Origin of the sequence: Pseudomonas viridiflava (genome assembly GCF_003702045.1) — a bacterium.
Taxonomy (GTDB): Bacteria; Pseudomonadota; Gammaproteobacteria; order Pseudomonadales; family Pseudomonadaceae; genus Aquipseudomonas; species Aquipseudomonas viridiflava_C.
The window spans coordinates 63,693-87,699 of record NZ_RBTP01000036.1; the positions used below are offsets into that span (position 1 = coordinate 63,693).

19 protein-coding genes and 3 pseudogenes are annotated in these 24,007 nt (G+C 59.6%); 4 read left to right on the plus strand and 18 right to left on the minus strand.

Annotated features, from left to right (window positions below):
- Positions 1–55: 55 nt before the first annotated feature.
- Positions 56–220: pseudogene (locus ALP40_RS25825) on the plus strand (general stress protein); the annotation flags it as partial.
- A pseudogene (locus ALP40_RS25830) lies at positions 221–316 on the plus strand (KGG domain-containing protein); the annotation flags it as partial.
- 203 nt (positions 317–519) lie between these two features.
- On the opposite strand, the gene ALP40_RS12185 reads toward ALP40_RS25830, so the two are convergent.
- The 3 genes and pseudogenes from ALP40_RS12185 to ALP40_RS26135 all read right to left on the minus strand — a co-directional run.
- Positions 520–1,047 (minus strand): GAF domain-containing protein, encoded by a 528-nt coding sequence (locus ALP40_RS12185; RefSeq protein ID WP_122208574.1) that lies wholly within the window; start codon positions 1,045–1,047, stop codon positions 520–522.
- Positions 1,048–1,395: 348 nt separating this feature from the next.
- Positions 1,396–3,021 carry a methyl-accepting chemotaxis protein gene (locus ALP40_RS12190; protein WP_122208521.1) on the minus strand — a complete coding sequence of 542 codons (1,626 nt, stop codon included), beginning with the start codon at positions 3,019–3,021 and terminating at the stop codon, positions 1,396–1,398.
- Positions 3,022–3,352: 331 nt separating this feature from the next.
- Positions 3,353–3,493: pseudogene (locus tag ALP40_RS26135) on the minus strand (alpha/beta hydrolase); the annotation flags it as partial.
- A 333-nt stretch (positions 3,494–3,826) separates the two neighbouring features.
- On the opposite strand from ALP40_RS26135, the gene nhaA (ALP40_RS12200) reads away from it, so the two are divergent.
- Positions 3,827–5,005: a Na+/H+ antiporter NhaA gene (nhaA, locus tag ALP40_RS12200; RefSeq protein ID WP_122208522.1), complete on the plus strand. Its 1,179-nt coding sequence runs from the start codon at positions 3,827–3,829 to the stop codon at positions 5,003–5,005.
- 339 nt (positions 5,006–5,344) lie between these two features.
- A complete protein-coding gene (locus ALP40_RS12205; RefSeq protein ID WP_122208523.1) occupies positions 5,345–6,964 on the plus strand; it encodes a BCCT family transporter in 1,620 nt (539 codons plus the stop codon).
- A gap of 64 nt (positions 6,965–7,028) precedes the next feature.
- On the opposite strand, the gene ALP40_RS12210 is transcribed toward ALP40_RS12205, so the two are convergent.
- The 15 genes from ALP40_RS12210 to gmd form a co-directional block, all read right to left on the minus strand.
- Positions 7,029–7,754: a 3'-5' exonuclease gene (locus ALP40_RS12210; protein ID WP_122208524.1), complete on the minus strand. Its 726-nt coding sequence runs from the start codon at positions 7,752–7,754 to the stop codon at positions 7,029–7,031.
- Positions 7,751–9,628 carry a DUF294 nucleotidyltransferase-like domain-containing protein gene (locus ALP40_RS12215; protein WP_122208525.1) on the minus strand — a complete coding sequence of 626 codons (1,878 nt, stop codon included), beginning with the start codon at positions 9,626–9,628 and terminating at the stop codon, positions 7,751–7,753. Before ALP40_RS12215 ends, ALP40_RS12210 begins: the two co-directional genes overlap by 4 nt.
- A gap of 134 nt (positions 9,629–9,762) precedes the next feature.
- On the minus strand, positions 9,763–11,046 hold the full coding sequence (nhaA, locus tag ALP40_RS12220) for a Na+/H+ antiporter NhaA (protein ID WP_258198137.1): 1,284 nt from the start codon (positions 11,044–11,046) through the stop codon (positions 9,763–9,765).
- A 242-nt stretch (positions 11,047–11,288) separates the two neighbouring features.
- Positions 11,289–11,975: a GntR family transcriptional regulator gene (locus tag ALP40_RS12225; protein WP_122208527.1), complete on the minus strand. Its 687-nt coding sequence runs from the start codon at positions 11,973–11,975 to the stop codon at positions 11,289–11,291.
- Positions 11,976–11,980: 5 nt separating this feature from the next.
- On the minus strand, positions 11,981–12,367 hold the full coding sequence (gene hpxZ / locus ALP40_RS12230) for an oxalurate catabolism protein HpxZ (RefSeq protein WP_122208528.1): 387 nt from the start codon (positions 12,365–12,367) through the stop codon (positions 11,981–11,983).
- Positions 12,367–13,044, minus strand: coding sequence for a cysteine hydrolase family protein (locus tag ALP40_RS12235; RefSeq protein ID WP_122208529.1), 678 nt, complete (start codon positions 13,042–13,044; stop codon positions 12,367–12,369). Before ALP40_RS12235 ends, hpxZ begins: the two co-directional genes overlap by 1 nt.
- Positions 13,041–14,576, minus strand: a complete 1,536-nt coding sequence (locus ALP40_RS12240; RefSeq protein ID WP_122208530.1) for an ABC transporter ATP-binding protein — start codon at positions 14,574–14,576, stop codon at positions 13,041–13,043. Before ALP40_RS12240 ends, ALP40_RS12235 begins: the two co-directional genes overlap by 4 nt.
- A 2-nt stretch (positions 14,577–14,578) precedes the next feature.
- On the minus strand, positions 14,579–15,265 hold the full coding sequence (locus ALP40_RS12245) for a cysteine hydrolase family protein (RefSeq protein WP_122208531.1): 687 nt from the start codon (positions 15,263–15,265) through the stop codon (positions 14,579–14,581).
- Positions 15,266–15,269: 4 nt separating this feature from the next.
- Complete coding sequence (locus tag ALP40_RS12250; RefSeq protein WP_122208532.1) at positions 15,270–16,286, minus strand: formamidase; 1,017 nt, start codon at positions 16,284–16,286, stop codon at positions 15,270–15,272.
- 242 nt (positions 16,287–16,528) lie between these two features.
- Entirely contained in the window at positions 16,529–17,449 is a 921-nt protein-coding gene (locus ALP40_RS12255) for an ABC transporter permease (RefSeq protein ID WP_122208533.1), read from the minus strand.
- Positions 17,442–18,551, minus strand: a complete 1,110-nt coding sequence (locus ALP40_RS12260; protein ID WP_122208534.1) for an ABC transporter permease — start codon at positions 18,549–18,551, stop codon at positions 17,442–17,444. Before ALP40_RS12260 ends, ALP40_RS12255 begins: the two co-directional genes overlap by 8 nt.
- 10 nt (positions 18,552–18,561) lie before the next feature.
- Positions 18,562–19,671 (minus strand): BMP family ABC transporter substrate-binding protein, encoded by a 1,110-nt coding sequence (locus tag ALP40_RS12265; RefSeq protein WP_122208535.1) that lies wholly within the window; start codon positions 19,669–19,671, stop codon positions 18,562–18,564.
- Between the two features lie 15 nt (positions 19,672–19,686).
- Positions 19,687–21,495 carry an allophanate hydrolase gene (gene atzF, locus ALP40_RS12270; RefSeq protein WP_181115820.1) on the minus strand — a complete coding sequence of 603 codons (1,809 nt, stop codon included), beginning with the start codon at positions 21,493–21,495 and terminating at the stop codon, positions 19,687–19,689.
- A gap of 244 nt (positions 21,496–21,739) precedes the next feature.
- Positions 21,740–22,636: a GDP-mannose 4,6-dehydratase gene (locus tag ALP40_RS12275; RefSeq protein ID WP_122208537.1), complete on the minus strand. Its 897-nt coding sequence runs from the start codon at positions 22,634–22,636 to the stop codon at positions 21,740–21,742.
- Positions 22,636–23,667, minus strand: a complete 1,032-nt coding sequence (gene gmd, locus ALP40_RS12280) for a GDP-mannose 4,6-dehydratase (RefSeq protein ID WP_122208538.1) — start codon at positions 23,665–23,667, stop codon at positions 22,636–22,638. Before gmd ends, ALP40_RS12275 begins: the two co-directional genes overlap by 1 nt.
- Positions 23,668–24,007 lie beyond the last annotated feature (340 nt).

The following is a 24,007-nucleotide window of genomic DNA, read 5'->3' on the forward strand; positions in this document are numbered from 1 at the left end:
CTTCAAAACCTTACGACAGCAATAACGCGGTCGGGCGATAACGGAGGACACAACAATGGCTAGCACTGGGGGAAACAATCCCGGCAACTTCGCCAACGACCCCGAACGGGCATCCGAAGCAGGCAAAAAAGGCGGTCAGGCTTCCGGCGGCAATTTTGCCAATAACCCGCAGCGTGCATCCGAAGCCGGAAAGAAAGGCGGGCAGGCATCGGGTGGCAACTTCGCCAATGATCCTGAGCGTGCGTCCGAAGCGGGCAAGAAAGGTGGAAAAGCATCAGGCGGTCAAGCAGGCCGTTCCGAAGACGCCGAGCAGTAGCGTCATTTGCCGAGCAGGCAGGCTTTTCTGGCGAGTGAGCAGGTGTAAGACGGCGTAGCTGCTTCGGTGTGCCGCTGCGTTGCGCTTAATAAGAAGCCCGGTTCATGCCGGGCTTTTTGATGGGCTCTGTCCCCCAGCATCCCACAGCCCGTTAAAGCCCTGGCTTGACGACCGGGAGCGTGCGCCAATCAAGGCGCGGGCGCTCAAGCGTTGGTCTGCTCCGGTTGCAGGTCACCCATCTGTGCCTGCAGCATCGTCAACTGCTGGTGCGCATACAACGTGTTGGCAATCAGCGTGCAGAACACTTTGAGGGTGTCGAGAAGCTGTTCATCGTCGAGCTTTTTCGGCATCAGATCCAGACCGCACAGTGTGCCGAAAAAGTCCCCGGTGGGGAAAATGATCGGCAACGAGAAGTAGCTCTGGAACTTGAACATCTTGGGGATAGCGTGATCGGCGTACACCGGATCGGTTGCCACTTCGTTGATCACGATGGGCTGGTGATTCAATCTCAGTTCGTTACAGAACGTGTTTTCAAGCTTGAGTTCGTGGCCGGCTTCCAGTCCGAAGTTGATCTCGTCATATACCGCGCACGCAGTCCAACTGCTCTCGGTGACTTTGGCGATTGCGGCAAAACGTAGCCCGGTGAGTCGTGTCACCAGCCTGAGCAGGCTGGAGGTGGTTTCGATTTCACTGATGACGGCCAGTTCTGCGGAAGTCAATGTGGTGTTCAATTGCGTTGCCCCGACCTGATCGTTGAGAAGCCGGCAAATTAGTGGACAGTTCTTGAACTGCGTCACACTTTCGCCGACGGTGATCCTGCCATACCTGATCGCGGGTTACATGAAATATTCCAGGAAAATTGTCGGCAGCCCCAATAATGACGGGGCGCTGGCGTCAATGAATGAGCCGCACTTAGATGCACTAACACAAATGCCGACCTGAAAAGGTCGGCATCTTTGTGTGGGGGGCAATCAGGAAACGGTGCTCTGTGGCCTGGCGTCTCACCCGTGCCTGAGAGACGGGGACCTGCCGGGATTTCAGTTGGCGCCTGGGCATTGGACGGGTAAAGCGTCACTGGATCACGTCTTGAATCGCAACACCAGGTCATTCATGTTCACGGCAAGGCGTGACAGTTCGCTACTGGCCAGCAGTGTCTGGCGCGTACCTTCGCTGCTCTGGATAGACAGATTCCGAATGCTGATCAGGCTGCGGTCGACGTCGCGTGCAACGTGCGCCTGTTGCTCCGAAGCAGTGGCGATTTGCAGATTGCGGTCATTGATTTCCAGAACCGAATCAGTGATCTGTCGCAGCGATTGGCCCGCATCCTCGGCGGTCTCGCGTGTACTGTGCACCTCTTGCGTGCTTTTTTGCATGGATTCAACGGTGGCCGAGGAGCCTGCCTGAATCGCGGAAATCATCTGCTCGATTTCCTGGGTGGACGTCTGTGTGCGGTGAGCCAGCGCCCGCACTTCGTCGGCAACCACGGCAAACCCACGACCCTGCTCACCAGCCCGTGCTGCTTCGATCGCGGCGTTGAGCGCCAGCAGGTTGGTTTGCTCGGCAATGGCGCGAATCACATTGAGCACTTTGCTGATGTCCTGGGCTTGAGTGGCCAGCGCCGATACCTGGGCTGAAGAACCCTCGACCCATTGAGTCAAGCCGTGCATGGCGGTCAGCGTTTCGGCGACCCGCTTGTTGCCCAGGTCTGCGGCGACATGGGACTGCTTGGCGGCCTGGGACGTTGATGTCGCGTTGCGTGCGACTTCTTCAACCGCTGCGCTCATTTCATTGACCGCGGTGGCGGCCTGTTCGATTTCGCTGTTTTGCTGTTGGAGGGTACGGTCGGCGCTTTCGGTGATGGACGTCATTTCGACGGCGGCCGTGCTCAATTGTGTCGAGGCACCGGAAATCTGCTGAACAGTGTCGCGCAGGTTTTTCGACATCAAGTTCAATGCGTGCATGAGCCGTGAGGCTTCGTCTTTTCCCGTCACCTCAAGTTGTCGGGTCAGATCGCCTGCGGCGATGTCCTCTGCCAGTTTTAGGGACGAACTGATCGGCTCGACAATACTGCGGGTCAGGGCAATGGCCAGAAACACCGTCAGAATGAATGCGACGACCACAACGACTAAAAGCACGGCGACGCTATGGTCATAAACGGCAGTGGCATCGTCGCCGGAGTTTTTGGCTTCCTGTGCATTATGTTGGCGCAGCGCGGTCAGGGTGTCCTGATAGACGCTGGCACGTTGTGCCTGTTCGGTATTGGCAAACGCGACGGCTTTTTCGTGATCAGTAGTGTCCAGCGTGATGATGCGTTTAACACCATCGATATACTGCGCCATCTTGGCGCTGGCATCATCGAATTGAATCCGCTCTTCCTCGCTCGAAACAAGATTCTTACGGTAGAAGTCGCTGCTCGATTGAAGCGTGACGACGGCCTCATTGGTCTTTACAACAGCCGCCCGGTGCGCGTCTGCTTCGGTGCTGGCAAGCATCCTGATACTTTCCAGACGCGCATGGAGCAGGGCCACTTGAATGTCGTCGATCACCTGAATGCTCGGTAGCGAGTTCAGCGATATATTCTGTTCGGACGCACGCAGGTTGCCCATCTGGACGTACGAAAACACACCCAGGCCCACGAGAAGAACGGTAATGAGCCCAAAACAGAGCGACGCCCTGTGGGAAATAGTGAGTGACCTGAGATTCATATCTGCCTCCGGCAGTAAAAAGTTTGCGGAGAGGTTGGTGCCCTTCCTGTAAACAATATTTCTGCCGGCGTTGACGTTGCTTGAACTAAATCCTGATTAAACTTTATTCATGTTGGCGGGGTGGGTATTTAATAAGAATTAGCGTTTCAGTTGTAAAAATAAGCAGAGCATGTCAACTAATGTGTGCATGGTATTAAGCGTGTTTTTTAACGTATTTGCTCTAAATAATTGATGGCGAGTAGTGGCGGCCTACAAATAGTTCTGGAAATACTGCATTGTCGTATGCCCACCATGCAAAAAAAGATGTGTTCAATGGCGCAGCACCGTCTAGTTAGAGTAAAAACTCCTCATGCCGTTGAGCCTGAAGTTCAAATTTGGATGCCGTGTCCGCCTTATCCAGAAACTTGGCGACAACGCCCATGCACGCCATGCGTTCTTCCACACGGGGCATATGGCTGGACTCTTCGAACACCACCGCCTGGATATTGCAGACTGTAGGCGCTCTCGGAGGTTACGACGGCAGCGATGGGCTGCGCAGCGGCCCTAGGTTTTGTCTGGTGCACCGGGCTTGCAGGGTTTGCTGCCGGTGCCCGGCAGATCGCGGACGAGTCCGCTCCCACGGTTTTGCAGGACGTAGGAACTCTCGGAGTTTACGACGGCAGCGATGGGCTGCGCAGCGGCCCTTTGGTTGTATCTTGACGTATGGATGAAGAGCAAAATTGTTTCTCCAGATTTGCTCGGGCTTTTCAAGCATCGACGGATGCTAAGGTGGCTGCCTTTTTGCGCTGCACAGCGGAGACACACCATGCAAGGAAACAGCGGTCGCACCGAATCCCCTGGCGCACGGGCCTTTATCATCCGTTTTTTTGCCGCCGAGTCTGCTGGCGGGCTGGTGCTGATGGCGTCAGCGCTCATCGCGTTGATCGTCGCCAACTCGCCGTTGGCCGATGGTTATTTCTCGACCCTGCACACCGTCGTTGCCGGCCTCTCGGTCGAGCATTGGATCAACGACGGCCTGATGGCCATCTTCTTCATGCTGGTGGGGCTTGAGATCAAGCGCGAAATGCTGGCCGGCCAGTTGGCGTCATGGAGTCAACGGGCGTTGCCGGGCTTCGCTGCCTTGGGCGGCATGATCGTTCCGGCGCTGATTTATCTGGCGATCAATTGGGGATCTTCTGAAACCATCGGTGGCTGGGCCATTCCTGCCGCCACCGACATCGCCTTCGCGTTGGGCGTGCTGTCGTTACTCGGCAAGCGAGTGCCACTGTCGCTCAAGATATTCCTGTCCGCATTGGCCATTCTGGATGATCTGGGTGCGGTGCTCATCATCGCCCTGTTTTATACCAGCGATCTCTCGGTCCCCATGTTGCTGGCCGCGCTGGGTTCGATCGCGGTGCTTATCGCGCTGAATCGTTCAGGGGTGAGAAAGCTGCTGCCTTATCTGGTCGTCGGTGCGCTGCTGTGGTTCTTCATGCTTCAGTCCGGCGTACACGCCACACTTGCAGGTGTGGCGTTGGCCTTGTGCATCCCCTTGGGCAAGCCTGATGAAGAAGCCCGCTCGCCGCTGTTGTACCTGGAAGAAAAGCTGCACCCGTGGGTCGCGTTTGCGGTGGTGCCTGTGTTCGGATTCGCCAATGCGGGTGTGTCGCTTTCAGGTGTGACCGTCGACACGCTGCTGCAACCCGTCCCGCTCGGCGTTGCCTTGGGGCTGCTGATCGGCAAACAGGTAGGCATTTTTGCATTGGCTGCCCTTGCCATTCGTGCAGGGTTGGCGAAACTGCCCGACGCAAGCAATTGGGGGCAGTTGTACGGTGTCGCCGCGCTATGCGGCATTGGCTTCACCATGAGCCTGTTCATCGGCGCGCTGGCGTTCCCCGGCGCGCCGCATCTGGTCGATGAAGTGAAAGTAGGCGTGCTGATGGGGTCTTTGTTGTCAGCGGTCCTGGGTGTCATCCTGTTGCGTAAATACGGTCACCGGCCCTGACGTCAAGCGCGATGTCAGTGACAACGCTCACTGACACCGCGTAAGGCGACGCTATCCACACGCTTATCGATCAAGCCGCTCTGCGCCAGTGGTGAGTGGCCGCCTGCCGCTCTATCTCGTCCCCAAGTAACGGCAACGTCCGTGCATTGTTTATCCCAGACCTTCACCCGTAACGCCCGACAGTTGCTCAATGTTGTTAACATGAGCGACTCAAACTCGTTTTACCATAGGAACAGCGGGGATATCAGGCGTGCAAAGCGTCTAACATGCTGTACATAGGAGGTTCTTGTGGATAAAAAGCCTGTAGATGAATTACCGGAGTCCGCGCAAGGTGCGGGGATGGAAGGTATACCGGCGCCCAGCGGCGACGCTAATCTGATCGATACCGACTATGTCATTGGTCAGGATAATATCAAAGGTCAGTTTTCCTTCTCTCTTGATATTCACGGCAAAGTTTTCATTATTTCAGCGGCCACTGTTTTGCTTTTTGTCGTTATGACTCTGGCGCTTCAGACCGAAGTAGAGCCGCTGTTCAGTTCCATTCGAAGCTGGCTGACAGGGCACCTGGCCTGGCTGTTCATGAGCGTTGCCAATGTTTTCGTCGTGCTGTGCCTGGGGCTCATCCTGTCACCGCTTGGCAAGGTACGTATCGGAGGCGTGGAGGCCAAACCGGATTACACGTACGTGGGCTGGTTTTCGATGTTGTTTGCCGCCGGTATGGGTATCGGGTTGATGTTCTACGGCGTGGCCGAGCCGATGTCCCATTACGCTGCCGCGATGGGCGGCGTGAATGTCGATGCGTCTGGCGTGCGCACGGATTGGGCGCCATTGGGTGGCACACAAGGTGACATGAAGGCATCTGCCGATCTGGCGATGGCGGCGACTATTTTTCACTGGGGCCTGCACCCGTGGGCCATTTACGCAATCGTGGCGTTATCACTCGCGCTGTTCTCTTATAACAAGGGACTGCCGCTCTCCATCCGGTCGATTTTCTATCCGTTGCTGGGTGAGCGCGTGTGGGGCTGGCCGGGGCATATCATTGATATTCTTGCGGTGTTTGCCACGTTGTTTGGTCTTGCCACTTCGCTGGGTATCGGCGCAGAACAAGCCGCCGCAGGTATCGAATATCTATTCGGTATCAAGTCCAGCAATCTCAGCAAGGTTGTGCTGATTGTCGGTATTACCCTGATTGCCCTTTGGTCGGTACTTGCCGGTCTGGAAAAGGGTGTGAAGATGCTCTCGCAGATCAATATGGGACTGGCGTTGCTGTTGCTGGTATTCATTATTGTGGTCGGTCCGACCCTGGCCATCTTTACCGGGTTCTTCCACAATCTGGTCAACTACGTAGAATATTTACCCGCGCTTTCCAATCCGTTTGGCCGTACCGACACCGAGTTCACGCAGGGCTGGACCGCGTTCTACTGGGCCTGGTGGATCAGTTGGTCACCCTTCGTCGGGATGTTCATCGCGCGCGTAAGCCGCGGTCGTACGGTGCGTGAGTTCCTGGTTTCGGTCTTGCTGGTGCCCACACTGGTCTCTGTACTCTGGATGACCACCTTTGGCGGCACCGCCATCGATCAGGCAACGATGCAGGGACTGATGGGCGTAAAAGACGCGGTACTCGAGTTGAAGCTGTTCGCCATGCTGGGAGAACTGCCGCTCAAAGAAATCACCTCGTTCCTGGGCATTGTTCTGGTGATCGTGTTTTTCATTACCTCGTCCGATTCCGGTTCCCTCGTCATCGATACGATCACCGCAGGCGGCAAAGTCGATGCTCCCGTGCCGCAGCGCGTGTTCTGGGCTGTCATCGAGGGTGTGATCGCCATTGCCTTGCTGTTGGGCGGAGGATTGGTCGCCTTGCAGGCGATGGCTGTTTCAACCGGCCTGCCGTTCGCTATCGTTCTGATGCTGGGCTGCATATCGTTGGTCAAAGGACTGATGTCCGAGCCTCGCTCGTGACCTGAAGCGCGTTGAACGCAGCGAGCCGTCAGGCTCGCTGCTGGCTTCTTCGCCCATCCCCCCCTCAGTTCCAGACCTCACCCAACGGGATCGATGGATCGTAATGGGTGGCTATCTGCGCGTGTAACAACTCTGCCGTGGCCAATGCATCAGTCAATGCATGGTGCGCGTGATACTGCGGCAAGTGATAGCGCGCTCGGCTGTCGGCCAGCCGGATGGAAACGGGCTGACGCCGCAGCAGACGGTCAATCCATCCGCGAGCCTTTCGATGCAGTCTCGCCTCCAGTTGCATGGTATCAATGACCGGAAACTGAAGGCCCTCGCCAATCTGGCGGCGTAATGCCCGATCCAGAAAGTGACGCTCTATGGACCGGTAATGCACCACCATGACCTTGCCTGCCATCGCAGCCAGCAACTGCCCCATCACCTCGGACAGCTGAGGCGCGCCGTGAATATCGGCATGGGTGATGTGGTGAAACACGACGGACTCACTGCTCAGCTCGCTCGGCGGCTTGATCACCCAATACAGCGCCTTGCCACACTGAATGCGCTTGAGCGTGAAGGGCATGATGCCGATGCTGACGATGTTGTCTGATTCGGCGTTCAGGCCAGTGGTTTCAAGGTCCATCGCAAGCAGTTCGACCTCTCCCAAAGGGGTGTCGGCGCCCGGGACCCCTGACCGGTAATAGCGTTGCAGCAGAGGGTTGCGAGACTGCTGCGCCAAGTGATCGAACGCCTCTGGCCAATTCAGCGCCGTAGCGCCTTTGCCAGTCGTTAACGTGCGGCTCATCGCAACGGCCGCGCATGGCCAGGGTAGCGAAAACGCAGAAACTTCTGCGCGCTGCTCAGCACTTGAAACGCCTCTTTCAGATTGTGGCGCTCGCTGGTCGTAAAGCGCTCTGGCTCGATGTAATTGTCTGGCTGTTTCCCGTGTTCCATCGCATCCGTCTGGTGCCTAATCCTCACCATCGATAGAAACTCCAGCGCATACCGCAAATGTTCAAGCCCTTCAGGCTGGATAAGCCGCGTGGCGCTGATCGCGTCCAGTCGGTCGAACGAGTTCTGCGCAGTCGACCCACACGCCAGGGCGTGCACGCGGATCAGGTCTGTCAGCGGCGCAGTGCCGCGTCCTTTCAGGTTGATGATCTGCTTCTGGCGACCATCAGTTTCCATCACGAACGTCCGGAAAAAGCCCAGAGGAGGGGTGCGATTGAGTGCGTTTCTGGCCATCGCCGCCAGAAATTCCGGGGTGTCCTTCGATTTGCTCGCGCAAAGCGCTTTGAGGGATTCCACCATCTCGACTTGCCCGTGGACACCGTCCAGGTCAAAGAAAATGCAGCTGTTCAGCAGGGTGGCGGCATTGGGTTTTTCGATCCACTGGGTGAAGTAGGACTTCCAGACATGCAAAGGCTGACGCCACTGAGCATTGGTCGCCATGATGCCGCCCTTGCAATAGCTGTAGCCACAGGCTGCCAGTCCGTCGCTGACGAAGGTGGCCATCTTCTTGAAGTAGTCGTCGTGCAGGTTCGGGTCGAAGCTGTCGTCCAGTACCAGCGCGTTGTCCTGATCGGTCACCAGCAGTTGCTCGTCTCGCGCCATAGAACCCAGCGCCATGAAGCAATACGGTATGGGCGCAGGCCCGAGTTCACGCTCGCTCAATTCGAGCAAGCGTTGCGTGAACGCTCGACCGATGCCCGAGATGGCGCTGCCGATCATGTGTGCCGTTGCACCGTCGCGAACCATGCGGATGTACGTGCCGCGCAGATCCCGTAGCAATGATTGCAGGCCTGCGACAGACGTCTGGTTGGAGATGCTGTTGACCAGATACAGGCTGCTCTGAGATTCGTGCCGGATGATGTCCGACAGGTTGATCAGTCCCATCGTACGCCCATGATGCACGACCGGCAGATGGTGAATATTACGCCTGAGCATGCATAGCATCGCTTCGAAGACCGAGTCATTGGCCTTGATGGTCACAGGGTTCTCGGACATGACCTGCACGATACCGGTATCGCCACTCAGGTTCGTGGCCACCACGCGGTTGCGCAGATCCCGGTCGGTGACGATGCCCAGCATGCGGTCGGTGCCATCGGCTGATTGATCGATGACCAACACGCAGGACACGCTCTCCTTGCTCATCAACTGTGCGGTTTCCTGCACGCTGGCCTGTGGCGGCACCCATACAAGGGAGCGGGAAATCAATGCCAGGGATTTGATCTGTATGAGCTCGCTTGCACGTCCCTGGGCTTCGACGGCCGACTTGAGCCGCGAATGGCCTTCGGCTTCGACAAAGTCGGCGAAACTGTCGTGACGTTCGCACAGTTCGGCGAACACGTCCGACGGGATGAAATAGATCAGGCTGTCTTCAAGGGCTTTTGCCGGGAAGCGGACCTTGTTGCTTCGCAAAAGTCCGGCCTGGCCGAACACATCGCCTTCGACGAGTCGGTTGTAAAGCTCGCCGCTGCGCCGGTAGATTTCAACCGCTCCGCTGCGCACGTAGTGCAGGTCGGTGATGTCCGATCCAGCATCCAGGATCGTGCTGCCCGCCCTGAAATAGCTGACTTCCACTCTTTGGGCAATTATGTCCAGCGTGCTTTTGGGCAACGCATCAAAGGGAGGGAAGCGATGAAGGTGATCACTGATCTCCTGTAATTCGATCTGCATGACGCCTCGTGAATTAAGGGTGTAGGAACGCGATGCCTGAGCGGTCACGCGCACGGGATGGCTGTGCGCGTGAGGGTTGGACAACGCAATGCATCACGCGTCTCGGTGACCGTTGCCGTTAAGGTGCGTGACAGTCAGCGTCGGCCGAATTTTATTTTTCCCCAGATCAGCCCGATCACAGCTGCAATGGAGGAGGCCGCCAAGACACTGAGTTTGGCCGACGACAGCAGAGACGGGTCCGAGAACGCCAGTGATGCGATGAAAATGGACATGGTGAACCCGATACCGGCCAGCAACCCCACCAGTCCGACCCCTGCCCATGTCACACCCTCCGGCAGCTTGCAGATGTTGAGTTTGACCAGCGCCAGGCTGGCAAGAATCACGCCCAGCGGCTTGCCCAGAACCAGCGCCAGCATGACGCCAATGAACACGCTCTGAGGCATCGCCTCGTCCAGATTGGCACCCGCCAGGCTCACCCCCGCGTTAGCCAGTGCGAACAGCGGCATGACACCGAAAGCAACCCAGGGATGCAGCGCGACCTGAACCCGCAAGACCGGAGGCAATACTTCCCGCTGGGCATGTCGCAGCTGTTTCAACGGCTCTGCCAACGCTTTGGGATCTTCCTTGGCGTGGGAGAAACGCCCCATCAACTCGTGAAATGTACGTCCGATGGTGTCCAGCGGACGCTCTGTGGCGGGTCTGGAATTGACCGGCGTCATCAAGCCCAGGATCACGCCGGCAAGGGTGGGATGAACGCCGGTTTTCAACAGCCCGAACCACACGATTGCGCCAGGCACGACGTAGGCATAAGCCTTGCCGATGCCCATGCGTTGCAGCACGAGCACCAGTGCCAGGCCGCAGACGGCGATGAGCAGGCCGGTGTAGTTCAAGCTTTCGGTATAGAACACCGCGATGATCAGGATGGCGACGATGTCATCGATAATCGCCAGCGCCAGCAACATGATACGTACGCCACTGGGAATCGATTTGCCCAATAGCGCAAGAACGCCCACGGCGAACGCGATGTCGGTCGCCGTCGGTACGGCCCAGCCTGCGTTCGCGGCGGTGCCATGATTGAGCGCGATGAAAATGATGGCGGGCATCATGACGCCGCCCAGTGCAGCGCCGAGCGGCAGGGTGGCCAGCTTCATGCTCGCCAGCGCCCCATCCCTTATTTCCTGACGTATCTCGGCACCCACGACCAAAAAGAAAATGGTCATCAGCCCGTCATTGACCAGAAAGTGCAGCGACTGGGAAATCTGGAAGTCGCCAAAGCCCAGGCTCACCTGGGTGTGCCAAAAGTGATCGTAGGTGTGAGCGACAGGACTGTTGGCCCAGACCAGCGCCGCCAACGCAGCAAGCAGAAGCACGATGCCGCTGACGGCTTCAATGTGCGAGAACCTTTCCAATGCCGACAAGGCGCGCTCTGTCAGGACCTGCGGGCGTGGAATCGAAGGGGTGTCGGGTTTTGTATCAGGCACGGGCACTCTCCGTTGGCGGCCCGACCAACGCGTGAGCTTTAACCTGCACCGTGCGACATGCATCGATACACCCGGGGCGATGATAAGAACCCGTGCGCCGAGATGCAATGAATGACATGGCGTGGGGAGCGTTCGGTCGCGCTATTGCCCGGCCACATGAAGCGCCAAGCGTGCATCGCTTACGCCTGATGCTGGCGCCGGGCATCGCTGAGCATCGAGATCGTCAGCTTGCGAACTTCTACCTTGCTGATCTCGACATGTGAGCGCAGCAGCAACAGCGCTTCATCGCGCTTGCGGGCGTGCAGAGCGTTGAGGATGGCGGCGTGTTCCAGGTAAGTGTGTTCGATGCGTGCGCTCTTGAAGAAGTCCAGCCGTCTGACGATGCGGATGCGCTCGGTGACGTCGTGGTGCACCCGGGCCATTTCCTGATTGCCCGAGGCGGCCACCAGTTGGGTATGGAATTGCTCGTCGAGGTCGGCGACCACCTGCATGTCGGTCTGCCGCTGGCTCTCGTCCACCAGCCAGTGCCCACGCAACGCAGTGAGTTCAGGATGAACCTGAGCAGACGCGCAGATGCGGTCGATGGCTGCGCATTCCAGCACGATGCGTAAATCGTAGAGCTGGTCGATTTGGGTGAAGTCCAGCGGCTTGACCGACCAGCCCCGACGAAACTCCACTTCCAGATAACCTTCGCGCTGCAAGCGATAGAGTGCGTCGCGAACCGGTGTGCGGGACACCTGATAGCGATCGGCCAACTGGTTTTCAGTGAAGCGGTCGTAGGGCAGCAGGTAGAAGTCGAAAATCTCCTGTTTCAGTCGACGGTACACGTCTTCGGCCAGCGCATTGGTGGAGTGAGGTGCGTTCATGGCATTCACTCCAGGCTGCTCAGGTCGATGCTCACATGCGCGGCGACGACTTTCCATGCGCCGTCGAAACGGGCCCAGGTCTGCATCTGGCGCCCCAGTCGCTGGGTGACGCCATCCTGAAACTCGGTGCTGACGGTGGCGAAATCCTCGCCGAACGTGCTGACCACCGTGCGCAGCAATTGCCGTCCGGGACCGACCGGCTGGCAGTGGCGTCGATACCGCGCAATGGCGTCTGCGCCATGCAGGTTCTCTGCAACACCGTAGCGAACGGTGTGTTCCGAATGCCAGAAATAAGCGTCCAGCGTGGTCAGCTCATTGGCCAGCAATGCGCGCTCATAATCGATGAAGGCGTCGGTGACGGCGGCCACCACATGGGGCAGGTTGATATCCATCAGTGTGAACTCCTTGTGTGCAGTGCCTGCTCCAGGGCGGACAACGGCGCGACTCGACCGACGATGCCGCCCTGGGCGGTGATCATGTCGAGCGTCGCTTGCTTGAAGGCGGGAAAGTAACTCTCGGTGGCGTCTTCGATCAACAGGCAGCGATACCCGCGATCATTGGCCTCGCGCATGCTGGTCTGCACACAGACTTCGGTGGTCACGCCCGCAAAGATCAGATGAGTGGTGCCCGCAACGCTCAGTTGCCCATGCAGGCCGGTGGAGAAAAACATCCCCTTGCCCGGTTTGTCGACGACCCACTCGCCCTTCACCGGAGCTAGCTCGTCGATGATCTGATTACCCGGCTGACCGCGCACCAGAATCCGTCCCATTGGCCCGACATCGCCAATGCGCAGGCCGGGCATGCCGTGTTCGAGTTTGGCGGGCGGGCAATCGGTCAGGTTTTTATCATGGGATTCACGGGTATGAATCACGGCGATGCCATGAGCGCGGGCCAGTGCCAGCAGCCGCTGCACGGTAGGGACGATGGCTTGCAGCGGGCGCACGTCGTTACCCAATGCCGCGCCGAAGCCGCCAGGTTCCAGAAAGTCGCGCTGCATGTCGATAATCACCAGCGCGGTGCGGGCGGGCTCGAAAACGAATGGGCTCGGGTTGGCCTGCACCTGGATCATGCGGACTCCTTTTGCAGATGCTCCGCGCCTGCCATGTGTCGGCCCAGCTCGGTACGGTTTGCATCGTGTGCCGATGTTTCGAACACCAGCTCGCCATCGTGAATTACCGTGATACGGTCTGCCAGGCTCAGCAGTTCGTCGAGGTCTTCGCTCAGCAACAGCACGGCCGCGCCGTTGTTTCGGGCATCGATCAGGCGTTGATGGATCAGCGCCACGGAGGAGAAATCCAGACCGAACACCGGGTTGGCCACGATCAGTACGGCGATGTCGCAGGTCAGTTCGCGCGCCAGTACGGCGCGCTGAACGTTACCGCCGGACAGCGTGCCAATGGGGCGGTCCGGATCGTTGGGCGTGACTTGAAAGCGCTCGATCAGACCACGCGCCTGGGCGGCAACCGCACGACGGTCGATGCGCCAGCCCTGACTGCAGAGCGGTGGGCGGTCAAAATTGCGCAGCGCAAGATTGTCAGCGACGCTCAACCCGCCGATGCAGGCGTTGCGCAGCGGTTCTTCCGGCAGGCTGAACACACGCAAGCGCTGCATTTGTTCGCGGCTGGCGTGATAGGGCTGGCCATCGATCAATACGCGTCCGGCGCTGAAAGGCCGCTGGCCCAACAGGGCTTCGGTGAGTTCGCGCTGGCCGTTGCCGGAGATGCCAGCAATGCCGAGGATTTCTCCGGGCCGTATGGCCAGGTTCAGTTGCTTGACCGCCAGCGTGCCTTTGTCGCCCGGCACGTCGAGTTGTTCGACCTGCAACTGCGGCGGGTTTTCAGGCACCGGCGGACGTTGACTGCTGACGCTGCTCGTTTGCGCATGGCCCATCATCCAGGTGGCCATCTCCTGAGTGGTCGTGTCCGCGACCGCGCTGCTGGCCACCCAGCGCCCTTTGCGCAGCACCGTAACGTCATCGGCATAGGTGCTGACCTCGCGAAACTTGTGGGTGATCATCAGCACCGTCAGTTCGCCCCGATGGGCCATCTGCTGCATAAGCCCGAGCACTTCGTCGGCTTCCTGGGGTGTGAGCACCGAGGTGGGTTCGTCGAGAATGACCAACCGTCGCTCCAGATACAGCTGCTTGAGAATCTCCAGCTTCTGCTTTTCACCGGCTGCCAGGCTGCTGACCGGCCGTTGAATGTCGAGGCGAAACGGCATGCGTGCCATGAATGCTTGCAGGCGCTCATGCTCGGCGGCCCAGTTGATGCGCCACGGCAGGTCGCCACGGGACAGCACCAGATTTTCCGCCACGCTCAGGCCCGGCGCGACGGTAAAGTGCTGATACACCATGCCGATCTGCAACTGGTGGGAGTCGCGCGGATTGCGGATCTCATGCTCGCGGTTGTTCACCAGAATGCTGCCCGATTGCAGCGGGCCGTAGCCGATGATGCCTTTGACCAGTGTGCTTTTGCCGGCCCCGTTTTCGCCCAGCAGCGCATGCACTGTGCCGGCCCGCACTTTGAATGACACTTCATCCAGCGCACGAAAGGTGCCGAAGCTTTTGGTCGCACCGATGGTTTCCAGGCTCAGAGCACGCATGTTCACACCCCCAGCACGTCGCGAAGCATCGATGAATGCCCCACGGCGCCAAACACGCCGCCCTGCATCTTGATCATGCTCAGAGCGGCAGCGTGGTTGGTCGGGTCGGTGGCGCCGCAGCAGTCTTCGAGCAGGATGCATTCGAAGCCACGATCGTTGGCATCGCGCATCGTGGTGTGAACGCAGACGTCAGTGGTGATGCCAGTGAGGATCAGGTTTTCGATGCCCCGGGTACGCAGCACCAGCTCCAGGTCGGTGGCGTAGAACGAGCCTTTGCCAGGCTTGTCGATGACGATTTCACCGGGCAGCGGGGCAAGCTCTTCGATCAATTCCCAGCCGGGCTCGCCGCGTACCAGAATCTTGCCGCAAGGGCCGGGATCGCCAATGCCGGCGCCGATGCGCTGCGAACGCCAGCGTTTGTTGGCGGGCAGGTCGCTGAGGTCAGGGCGATGGCCTTCGCGGGTGTGAATGATGGTGAAGTCCAGCGGACGCAGAAGCGCGAGCAACGCTTTGATCGGCTCGATGGGCGCTCGGGTCAGGGCCAAATCGTAGCCCATGCTGTCCACATAGCCGCCGACGCCGCAGAAGTCGGTCTGCATGTCGATCACGATCAGTGCGGTGTTATGTGCGTTGAGCCTGCCATTCCACGGCCACGGATAAGGCTCGGACGCCAGATAGCATTCGTTCATCGGGTCATTCCTTCCAGGTGGTCGGGGTGGGCTTGAACGTACGCTGGGGCGTATCGAAGCCGCAGGCGCTGCCGTCGGTGTGCACCACATCGGCTTCCCACGGCAGTCGATACTGCCCGGCCGCCAGATCGTGCATGTAGGTGTAGGGACAATCCTGCGCGCCGCCTTTGACGGCGACGTAACCACGATGGCCAAACTGATAGATATTGTTCTCCACGCCCCAGTTGACCCGCGCTTCGCGGACCAGGTCCGGGCGCAGTTCGCAGCAGACGATTTCATCCGCGCGTCCACCGCCTTCGGCCATCACAGTGCCGTCGAAGTCGACGAACATCGCTTCACCCATCGAATCGAAGGTGCCGTCCGAGCCACACATGCAGACGCTGGCGGTCTGCATCAGGTTGGTGAAGGCGTTGCTCTGGTTGGTGATCTTCCATGAGTGGCGAATCGGCGCGGTGTAGCCCGCCGTGCGTAGCATGATGTCTGCGCCTTTGTAGGCGCATTCGCGGGCCATCTCCGGGAACATGCCATCGTGGCAGATGATCAGCGCCAGCTTGCTGCCGCGAGGGCCGTCGCACACCGGTATGCCCAGATCGCCAGGCTCCCAGGGTTCGACTGGCACCCAGGGATGCAGCTTGCGGTAGTAAAGCTGAATCTCGCCGAAGTCATCGACGATCAAGCCGCTGTTGAACGGGTTGCCGTGGGGGTTGGCTTCCATGATCGAGAAGCAGCCCCAGATGCGGTGATCGCGGCAGGCCTGACGTAACGCGGCCACTTCGGGGCCGTCCAGGCTGCACATGATCTCTGGTGCCGTGCTCATGGACAGGCCATGCAGCGAATACTCGGGAAACACGATCAGGTCCATGCCGGGGTTGCTGCGCCTTGCCTTGGCGACCATCGACACCACTTTTTCGGTTTGCGCCCACAGCGCTTCGCGGGTATGCGGGTCGGGGAGCGCCAGTTGCGCCAGACCGATCACCACGCCGTTGGGCGATTTGTTCAAGCCACCAAGACCACTGGCCATGTCATGCCTCCTCTTATCAAGCCACACATAATGTTGTGGAAAGGCCTACCACGTCTGCGACGTAGCGCTGTCACGCAGCAAATCTGTGGTTGCCGACCGGGCGGCGTTCCGTTTGTCCGCAAAAATGCGGGTGCATCCGACGAAGACTCAGCGATTGAAATGCTGCATTCGCGGACAAGTCCGCTTCCACGCAGGCTTGCTGCGCGACAGCGTTATGTCTAAGCAGGCCTCTCACAATGCGTTCATCGGGTCATGCTCAGTTCGCCGGGCGCGCCGTTCAGGGTGCGGCCGCGACGGCAGGTCGCATACATCACGCCAAGGGTCAGCGCGTAAGGTGCGGCGGCGAACAGGTAGTAGCCGCTGCTGATACCCACGGCCTGCAACGCCGGCCCAATCGCTCCGGCTGCGCCGAACAGCAGCGATGCCCACAGGCAGGCGAGTGGCCGCCAGCGGGCGAAAATCACCAGCGCCACGGCCATCAAACCTTGGCCGCTGGACAAGCCTTCGTTCCAGCTGCCGGGGTAATACAACGACAGGTAGGCACCGCCGACGCCCGCCAGTGCGCCACCAAAGGCGGTGGCAACGATGCGCACCTTGATGGGTCGATAGCCCAGCGCTTGCGCGGTTTCGGCATGGTCGCCGACCAGTCGCAACATCAGGCCCCAGCGCGTACTGCGCAGCCCCCAGTGCAACGCAAAGGCCAAGGCCACGCCGATGAAAAACAGCACGTTAATGTTCAGCGCCGAGCGCAAGCGTTCCTCGCTGCTCCAAGCCCCCAGCGCCAGTGACGGCAGCATGGGGGCCTGCGGCTGGATGAAAGGCTTGCCGAGAAAGAACGCCAGACCGGTGCCGAGCAGGATCAGCGCAATGCCGAAGGCGATGTCGTTGACCCGAGGCAAGGAGCAGGCAAGGCCGTGCAACAGGCCCAGCAGCAAACCGACGCCCGCTGCCGCACCAACGCCCAGCCAGGCCGAGCCCGTCAGGCACGCGGCGGCATACCCGGACATCGCCCCGGCAACCAGAATGCCTTCCAGGCCCAGATTGATACGGCCACTCTTTTCCGTCAGGCACTCGCCCAGGCTGACGAACAGGAACGGCGTGCCGACGCGGATCGATCCGGCCAGCAGCGCCAGTAAAAAGGTGCTCAGGTCGATATCAGCCACGTTGCAGCGCTCCTTTCTCGGTGTTCTCAAGCGGTTGCGCAAGCCGGATTTTCCAGGCCGCCAGACGTCCGCTCAGCGCTTCCCAAAGCAACAGATTGGTGAACAGCAGCCCTTCAAGAATCAGCGTGGTGGCGTCCGGCAAACCGAGACGACGCTGCAACAGCCCGCCGCTGGCTTCCAGCCCGCCCAACAGAATCGCGCAGAAGATGATCGCCAATGGATGGTGGCGTGCGGCGAACGCCACCAGAATGCCGCTCGTGCCATACCCCGCGATCAGCGCCACGTTGGCGCTGCCTTGCACGGCCGTGACTTCGAACATGCCCGCCAGACCTGCCGCTGCGCCGCCGAGCAGGCAGCTCAACAGAATCAGTCGATCCACCGGCAAACCGATCATCAACGCCGTGCGCACATTGCCGCCGACCACCGCGAGGGCGAAACCCTTGACGCTGTGACGCACCAGTACATAGGCGAGCAGACACGCGACGACGCCCGCCACCAGCCCCCAATGCACTTCGAAGCTGTCGCTGATGGTGCCGACCAGATAGGCGTCATCCAGCGGCGGCGTGGACGGTTTGTTCAGGCTCGCCGGGTCGCGCAATGGTCCTTCGACCATCTGTCGGAACAAGGCCAGTGCGATGTACGACAGCAACAGGCTGCTGATGGTCTCGTTGACGCCCCGGTGCTGGCGCATCCAGCCGCTCAGACCGATCCACAGCGCGCCCGTCAGCATGGCGACCATGCCCATGCAGCCGAGCATCAGCCAGGGCGCTACAGGCGGCAGCCAGAGTGGCGTGACCGCTGCTGCCAGACCGCCAAGCACCAACGCGCCTTCGCCGCCTATGATGATCAGCCCGGCCCGTGCGGGCAGCGCGACACAGAGTGCGGTCAACATCAGCGGCGCGGCACGCTGCAGCGTGTTCTCCAGCGCAAACCAGGAGCCAAAGGCGCCTTCGCCGACCAGTTGCAGGGCTTGCCACGCAGGCTTGCCCTGAACGGTGAGAAACAACAGAAACAGCACGCACGACGACAGCACTGCCAACAGCGTCGGCAGACCAGGCAACAGCGCTCCGGCAAGGCGTCGCAGGGTTCGTGAAACGAACATCGGGCGCTCCTCAGATCTGGCCAACAATGCCTTCCACCAGATAATTCATGCTTTCCAGCGCGATATCGGTCTGCGCCTGGGCGATGCCGTCGGCAATCACCACCTGACCTTTGTTGTCCTTGAGCGGGCCTTTGAAAATCACGAAGCTGCCGGCCAGCATCTGCGCCTTGATAGCGTCGGCGTTCTGCTTGGCTGCGGCGGTGACCGATGCGCCATAGGGGGAGGTCTTGACGAAGCCATCCTTCAGGCCGCCACGCAGAAAGTTGATCATCGGCGCGCCGCTCTGAAGGGCGGCAACATGGGCGCGGTAAGGGGTTTCCCAGTTCCATTCGGCACCGGTCAAATAACCCTTTGGTGCGAGTGCGGCCTGACTTGCGTGATAGCCGCAGGTCATGGCGCCGCGTTTCTCGGCCGTTTCCACGATCACCTTGGGGCCGTCTACGTGGCAGGTCAGCACGTCACACCCCTGATCGATCAGGCTGTTGGCGGCTTCCGCTTCCTTGATCGGCAACGACCAGTCGCCGGTGAAAATCACCGTCGTCACGATGTTTGGGTCTACCGAACGCGCGCCCATCGCAAAGGCGTTGAGGTTGCGCAGCACCTGCGGCACCGGTTTGGCGGCAACGAAGCCAAGCTTTTTGGATGTGCTCATATGACCGGCCACCACGCCGTTGAGGTATTGCGCTTCGTCGATGTAGCCGAAGAAGCTGCCCGCGTTCATCGGGTCGCGCCCTTCTTTCCACAGGCCGCCACAGTGGGCGAACCGCACGTCCGGGTACTTCTTCGCCACCTTGACCACGTGTGGGTCGAAGTAGCCGAAGGAGGTCGGGAAGATCAGCGTTGCGCCGTCCTGGCGGATCATGGCTTCCATCGTCTTCTGCACGGCCACGGTTTCCGGAACGTTCTCTTCCTCGATCACTTTGACATTGGGCAGCGTCTTGATGATGGCGGCGGCCTGCGCGTGGGCCTGGTTGTAACCGAAGTCATCGCGAGCCCCCACATAGATGAAACCCACCACCAGCGGTGCGTCGGCCGCGTACACACGGCCGAACGGCAGCGCCGCGCTGAGTCCGATAAGGCCCGCCAGTTTGATGAAACTGCGACGATCGACATTCGACATTGGTGCTACCCCTGATCAATGAGCCGTGGAAGAAGTGGTGTGGGTGGCGCGATAGGCGCGCCAGCCTTTGAATTCGGTGATGTCCAGCGCGCCCTCAAGCCCGCCCGGTTCGCAGATGAAGCCCTTGACCCATTGGCCATCGGCCAACTGCAACGAGCCAATCCCCAGCGGTGCGGGGATGGCGGCAACGAACTCACCGAACTGGCTGAGGGGCATTTCCCAGACCTCCACTTCAATGTGCTCGCCGTGGGCAGGCACACGCACCAAGCCGGGTTTCGCAGGCGTGGTGTTTGCCAGCGCGTACAGCCGGTAATCGGCACTGGTGGTCGTCAGGCTACGCAGACGAGCGCCGCCTTCCAGCAACTGCCAGTTGAGCGGCTGGCCCTGAAGATGAGCGCCGACCACAGCGACCTGAACGGTAGGCGCAGTGAAGGGCAGGGGGGCCAGCGCCACGCTGTCGCGCTGATCGATCGCACCGAAGTGGGCCTGCCAGCCCGCAGCGATCTCGGCAAGACGCTGGTCGGCGCCCGCCGGACCAATCAGGGTGATTCCCGCAGGCAGACCGTCACCACGCCGATGCGCCGGAATGGCGATTGCGCTCATGTTCATCAGGTTGACGAAGTTGGTGTAATAACCCAGTTGCGAATTGAGTTCGACCGGATTGGCCAGTACCGCCTCTATGGTCGGCATGCACGGCGCAGTCGGCACCACCAGTACGTCGACATCGGTCAGTAACTCGGTGGCCGACCGCGTCAGCTCGGCGAGGCGATAACGCGCCTTGAAACTGTCCACGGCATCGTACTGATCTGCGCTTTGCATAATGCCGCGCACCACCGGGTGAATATCGTCTGAATGGGTATCGAAAAAACCACCTACCGCCGCGCGCCGCTCGGCCACCCACGGACCCTGATAAAGCAGGGCCGCCGCTTCGGCAAAGGCTTCGAACGCGACGTAGGTCAGCGTCACCTGTGGATCGTTTTCAAGCGATTGCACCGCCTTGTCGAACGCCGCTGCCGCTTGGGTATCGCCAAAAAACTCACAGCGCTGCGGCACCGCCACCCGTCGCGTGCGACGCAGCACGGGCAACGCCTGCACCGCAACGCTGGCCGGGTCCTGCGCATCGAAATCAGCCATCACCTGTGCGACCTGCCAGGCCTGCGCCACATCGTTGGCGAAAATCGACGGACAATCCAGCGTCCGACAGGCCGGCACCACTCCGCGACTGCTGAACAGCCCAAGGCTGGGCTTGAGCCCGACGATGGCGTTGAACGCCGCAGGAACACGGCCCGATCCTGCCGTATCGGTGCCCAGCGCAAAACACACATGACCCCGCGCCACCGCAACCGCAGACCCCGAGCTCGATCCGCCGCTGACATACGCCGGATCACAAGCGTTGCGCACCGCGCCATACGGCGACCGAACCCCCACCAGCCCGGTGGCGAACTGATCCAGATTGGTTTTGCCGATCAACACCGCGCCCCTGTCCAGCAGGCGCTGCACCGCATGCGCAGTGACCGTGGGCACGTAGGCGAATGAGGGACACGCCGCCGTGGTGGCCAGGCCTGCGACATCGAAATTGTCTTTTACCGCAAACGGGATACCGAACAGCGGCAGGGTGTCGTACAGCGAGTCGCCCAGCTCCTGCGCAAGTGTTTGCAGGACGTGCGCTCGTTCCAGAAGATGCGCAAGCGGCTCACGGTGGATCCAGACTTCCGGTCGGTCGTCTGCCTCGATGCGGGCATGCAGGTCTTGCAGAAACGTCGCCAGCGTGGTCTGGCCGGTGCGCAGTGACGTCTGAACGGCAACGATATCGAGAGCGGTCATGGGCGTGTTCATTCATGTATACAAGATGAATGAGCTAGAGCAGGATTCGTGCCGGAGAGATTGGAAGCCTTGTTTTAGAGTCGTTGAGGTGAACGCTTAACGGGTGGCGCTGCGCATCCATGCGCCATTGGCGAGCGTCATGAAGAGAGGTGCACGAAAAGGGAACATGCTATTGAAGTCAGGGCAGTCGGTGCCATCCTGGATACTGGAAATGAGCCCGACTGACCTGTTCTACTCCCTGAACTCAGCCAGCAGACAACATCCACTCAAGCGTTTCGCGCAGGAGAGGTGTGCTCCATCCGGGTACTGATCGCTTTAGCCGGACGTTGCTTCCACACAAGGTCTTCACTTCATTGTCGCGAACGAAATCAGGGTTCACGCGAACCTCGATTTCATGCCCGGTGATCTCTTGGCACATGTCGATCACCTCACGCAGCGAGTGCGTCACGCCGGAGCACACGTTGAGGGTCTTCCCCAAGGGCCGAGACTCCAGCAAGCCTCGATAGGCGCTGGTAACGGCACGTACGTCGCTGAAATCACGCCACACGTCCAGGTTGCCCAGTTCGATGGTGCTTTCTCTTCTCGTGAAGTGAGAAACGATCTTGGGCAGCAGGAAGTTCTCTGCTTGCCCGACCCCGGTGTAGTTGAACGGGCGCGTGATCACCAGCGGCAGCCGGGCGTGCCAAAGGCTTGCCATGTACTCCATCGCAAGCTTGCTCACGGCGTAGTCATTGGCGGGCGCGGGAGGTGTAGCTTCATCCAGCATGCCGGAGGACGCATTGCCGTAAACGTTGGCACTGCTGGCGAGCAGAACGCAGTCAGGCGTTTTTCCGCTGGCTGCGATGGCCTCCAACAGGTTACGCGTGCCGATAAGATTCACCTGATAAAAGGCCTCCGGCGACCCATGACCCACGAAGGCCAGAGCAGCCAGGTGGACGACGATATCCGGCTGAATCTCGGCAAGCAGCGCACTCATGCCATCGACATCCAGCAGATCGACCTGATGGTAGTTGTCGCTGTCCGATGGCTGACTGCCCATGCCGACAACCTCGCACCCTTGGGCGGTGAGTTCTGCGGCCATGAAGCTTCCCGTAAAGCCGTGGATGCCCGTTATCAATGCGCGTTTACCGGCGATGCTCATCAGAAGGAAAAACCTTTTTCGTTTCGACGAAGATCCGCTTCAACCATCATGCGGCACAGTTCCTCAAGGTGGGTCTTCGGTTCCCAACCCAGTACTTCACGGGCTTTGGCAGGATTGCCGATCAACAGTTCCACTTCGGTAGGCCGGTAAAACTTCGGATTGACCGACACCAGTACTTTGCCGGTGGCCGCATCCACACCACGTTCGGACTCTGCCTCGCCTTCCCACTGAACCGTCACGCCCGTGGCCTTGAACGCCATGCTCACAAAGCTTCGAACGGTTTCGGTGCGGTTGGTCGCCAGTACAAAGCTGTCAGGCGTTTGGGCCTGTAGCATCCGCCACATGCCTTCGACGTATTCTTTGGCAAAGCCCCAGTCACGCTTGGCGTCCATGTTCCCCAGTTCGAAGGAATCCATGAGCCCCATGCTTATCTTGGCGACCGAATCGGTGATCTTGCGGGTGACGAACTCACGGCCGCGCAGCGGTGACTCGTGATTGAAGAGAATGCCGCTGGCACCAAAAATGCCATAGGACTCGCGGTAATTGATGGTCATCCAGTGAGCGTAGAGCTTGGCCACGCCATAAGGGCTGCGAGGGTAAAAAGGCGTACTTTCGACCTGAGGAATGGCCTGAACCTTGCCGAACATCTCGGACGTGGAGGCCTGATAAAAGCGGATCTGCGGATTGACGATCCGGATGGCCTCCAGCAGGTTGAGTGCGCCTATGCCGGTGATCTGTGCCGTGGTCAAAGGCTGTTCGAACGACACGCCGACGAAGCTCTGTGCCGCCAGGTTGTAGACCTCGGTGGCCTCTGTGTTTTGCAGCAAGCGGATACTGGCGGACAGGTCGGTCAGGTCATATTCGACCAGATTGAGGTTCGCATCGTGTTGAATCCCGAGTTCTTCTATGCGCCAGAAATTGACAGAACTGGTCCGGCGATAAGTGCCGTAAACGGTATAGCCCTTATCGAGGAGCAATTGCGCCAGGTAGGCGCCGTCCTGACCCGTGATGCCGGTAATGATTGCTTTCATATGAGGTGTTTTAACTCCAGCAAGGAACGTGTATCCCGACGCTTTTCGAGGTTGCCTGCGCTTCAAGCGAGGGGGAGTTTCTGGGTGAAAGGCTTGGATACGACGTGCCTAGCCCGGTGGCCATCACGGCCTCCCGGCAAAGGTTAGCCGGTGTTGTGAAAGTTTGCCGCGATCTGACGCGCTTCACATTTCAGACGAAGCGGATTAATCCTGACTACGCTTGTGCCGATATCCCCCGTATAACCCACATATCGGTGCAGTCATGTTCAATACTCGCTTGAAAAAGGAATTACAGGCCCAGCAGGACGAGTTGTCGATGTACCGGCAGATGCAAAAGGGT